This is a genomic window from Dietzia sp. Cai40, from assembly GCF_014145165.1.
GTDB lineage: Bacteria > Actinomycetota > Actinomycetes > Mycobacteriales > Mycobacteriaceae > Dietzia > Dietzia natronolimnaea.
Genome location: NZ_JAALEB010000447.1, coordinates 1 through 3,055 on the forward strand (window position 1 = coordinate 1; position 3,055 = coordinate 3,055).

The following is a 3,055-nucleotide window of genomic DNA, read 5'->3' on the forward strand; positions in this document are numbered from 1 at the left end:
ACTGGGACCCCGGCGACCGGCGGGCTCTGACGTGCGCGTTCCAGACGCTGACCACCGGGTCGTCGAGCAGCTCGGCCGCCAGGTCCAGGACCTGCTTTCCCGTGCGGGTGGCGCCGTCGCGCAGTTCCCGCGTCAGCCGGGTGGCGTGCAGTCGCCGGTCGATGCGGGTCACCGCGTCCAGCAGTGCGTCCGTGTCACGGCCCCCGTGCTCGCGGGTAGCCGCCCACGCGAGCGCGAGCGCGACCGAGTCCGCCGGGCCGATGGCGTGGCGCAGCATCGAGTGCAGCACCTCCGGTAGGCGCCGGGCGTCGACCTCCCCGCGCTGGGCCAGCCCCTCGAGCCCGTGGGACAGGGTGTACATCCCGGAGGGGAAGGACGAGTCGGTGAACTGCAACGCGAGCAGCAGCCGCGACAGATCGGTGCCGCTCATGCCAGGTAGTGCAGCTGGGCCAGCGGCAGCGTGGTGGCCGGGGCGATGGTGGCGGGCTCGCCGTCGACGGTGACGACGTAGGTCTCGGGATCCACCTCGATGGTCGGGCAGCGGTCGTTGCGGACCATGTCCTTCTTGCCGATCCCGCGGCAGCCGCGCACGGGCAGGCACGGCGAGGTCAGGCCCAGTTCCTCTGGCACGCCGGCCTCGATCGCCGCGGAGGACAGGAACGTCACCCGCGTGGACTGCAACGCCCCTCCGTACGCGCCGAACATCGGCCGGTAGATCACCGGCTGCGGCGTGGGCAGCGACGCGTTGGGATCGCCCATCGGCGCCCACACGATCATCCCGCCCTTGATGATCAGCGACGGCTTGGCCGCGAACGAGTCCACCGGCCACACCACCAGGTCCGCGAGCTTGCCTGGCTCGATCGAGCCCAGGTGGTCGGCGATGCCCGCGGCGATGGCGGGGTTGATGGTCATCTTGGCGACGTAGCGCAACACGCGCTCGTTGTCGTTGCGGTCGGTGTCCTCGGGCAGCGGCCCTCGCTCGACGCGGCAGTGGTGCGCGGTCTGGAACGCCCGCTGCCAGGACTCGCCGATCCGACCCATCGCCTGCGAATCCGACGAGAAGATCGAGATGATGCCCTCGTCGTGCAGCACGGTCTCGGCGGCGATGGTCTCGGCCCGCACGCGGGAGTCGGCGAAGCTGACGTCCTCGGGGATGTCGTGCGACAGGTGGTGGCAGACCATCACCATGTCGAGCAGCTCGTCGACCGAGTTGACCGTGTACGGCAGCGTCGGGTTGGTGGAGGCGGGCAGGACGTTGGGCTCGCCGCACACCCGCAGGATGTCGGGCGCGTGGCCGCCGCCGGCGCCCTCGGAGTGGAAGGTGTGGATGGTCGAGTCGCCGAACGCGGCGCGGGTGTCCTCGTAGAAGCCGGACTCGTTGAGGGTGTCGGTGTGGATCGCGACCTGCACGTCGTACTGGTCGGCGACCTCCTGCACGCAGCGGATGGCCGCCGGGGTGGTCCCCCAGTCCTCGTGGATCTTCAGCCCGGCCGCCCCGGCCACGATCTGCTCGACCGCCGACTCGGGCTGGGAGGTGTTGCCCTTGCCCAGGATCCCGATGTTCACCGGCAGCCCGTCGGCGGCCTGCAGCATCCGGCCGATGTTCCAGGCGCCCGGCGTGCAGGTGGTCCCCTTGGTGCCCTCGGACGGGCCGGTCCCTCCGCCGAACATGGTGGTCACCCCGTTGGACAGGGCCTCGTCCACCTGCTGTGGGGCGATGAAGTGGATGTGGGTGTCCACTCCCCCGGCGGTGACGATCTTGTGCTCGCCCGCCACCACCTCCGTGCCGGGGCCGATCACCAGCTCGGGGTGCACTCCGTCCTGCAGGTGCGGGTTCCCGGCCTTGCCCACGGCCACGATCCGGCCGTCGCGAATCCCGATGTCGCCCTTGACCACGCCGATCACGGCGTCGAGGATCGTGGCCCCGGTGATTACCAGGTCGAGCGCGCCCGAGGCCCGCGTGCCGGCCGGGTCCTGCGCCATGCCGTCCCGGATCGCCTTGCCGCCGCCGTAGACGGCCTCCTCGCCGTAGCCGGACGTCCCGTCGGTGGTGACGGCGTTGTGATCAGTGGTGATCTCGACGGTCAACACCGTGTCCGCCAACGTCAGTCGGTCCCCGACCGTGGGTCCGTAGATGTCGGTGTAGGTCGCGCGCGGGAGCACGGTCGGCGGGCCCTCGGCGACGGGAACACCGTCCGCGGGCGGCCGGGCCTCGTTGTCGTCGTCATCGGCCACGTCCGCGCTGTCGCAGAGGAACCCGCCGTCGCGCATGCGCCCCATCGCCCGCTCACGCACGGCCGGATCGTCGAGACGACCGTCGACCAGCCCGGAGAAGCCGTGGCAGACGCGCTCGCCGGCGTAGTCCACCAGCCGCACCGTGCGGGTCTGACCGGGTTCGAACCGCACCGCCAGGCCCGCGCCGATCGCCAGGTGGCGCCCGTAGGCGGCGGGCCGGTCGAACCGGAGCTCGCGGTTGGCCTCGAAGAAGTGGTAGTGCGAGCCCACCTGGACGGCGCGGTCGCCGGTGTTGGTCACCGCGAGTTCGACGGTCGCGCGCCCGGCGCCCAGCGTGATGTCGCCGTCGCCGTACTGGTACTTCCCGGATCCGGACATCGCGCTCCTCGGGGTCGGTGCGGTGGTGGGTTGGTGGAGTGGGGGCTAGTGCGAGTGGGTGTGGACGCTGCCGTCGGCCGCCACGTGGGAGTGGGCGTAACCGTGGCCGTCCTCGGCGTCGAGTGCCGCGTCGATGCCGTCCCGTCCGTGATCGAGCCGGTGGACCGCCTCGCGCACGCGGGTGTCGATCACGCTGCGCAACACCGCCGGGCCCAGGAGGTACTCGCCCTCGCCGGGCAGGTCCCGGCCGGTGACCGGCGCCGGTGCCAACGTGGCGCTCACGACCACCGGGCGCTCCGACCCGAGCGCATCGAGCCGAGCGAGACCGCCGGCCAGGTCGGGGTCCGGCTCGGTACCGCCGTGGAACGCGACCTCGACCAACCCGGGCCGGCCGTACTGCCGCGCGAGCCGGGCCAGGCGGAACAGCTCCGCGTCGGCGAAC

Annotated in this window: 2 protein-coding genes and 1 pseudogene; all 3 read right to left on the bottom strand. The window is 72.0% G+C overall.

The window, feature by feature from the left end; all coding sequences use genetic code 11:
* Positions 1-430 (bottom strand): urease accessory UreF family protein (locus G6022_RS15360; protein ID WP_277819509.1); only part of this gene is annotated, 430 nt, incomplete at its 3' end.
* Entirely contained in the window at positions 427-2,613 is a 2,187-nt protein-coding gene (ureC, locus tag G6022_RS15365; RefSeq protein ID WP_182639166.1) for an urease subunit alpha, read from the bottom strand. The genes ureC and G6022_RS15360, both read right to left, overlap by 4 nt.
* A 45-nt stretch (positions 2,614-2,658) precedes the next feature.
* Positions 2,659-3,055: pseudogene (locus tag G6022_RS15370) on the bottom strand (CbiX/SirB N-terminal domain-containing protein); the annotation flags it as partial.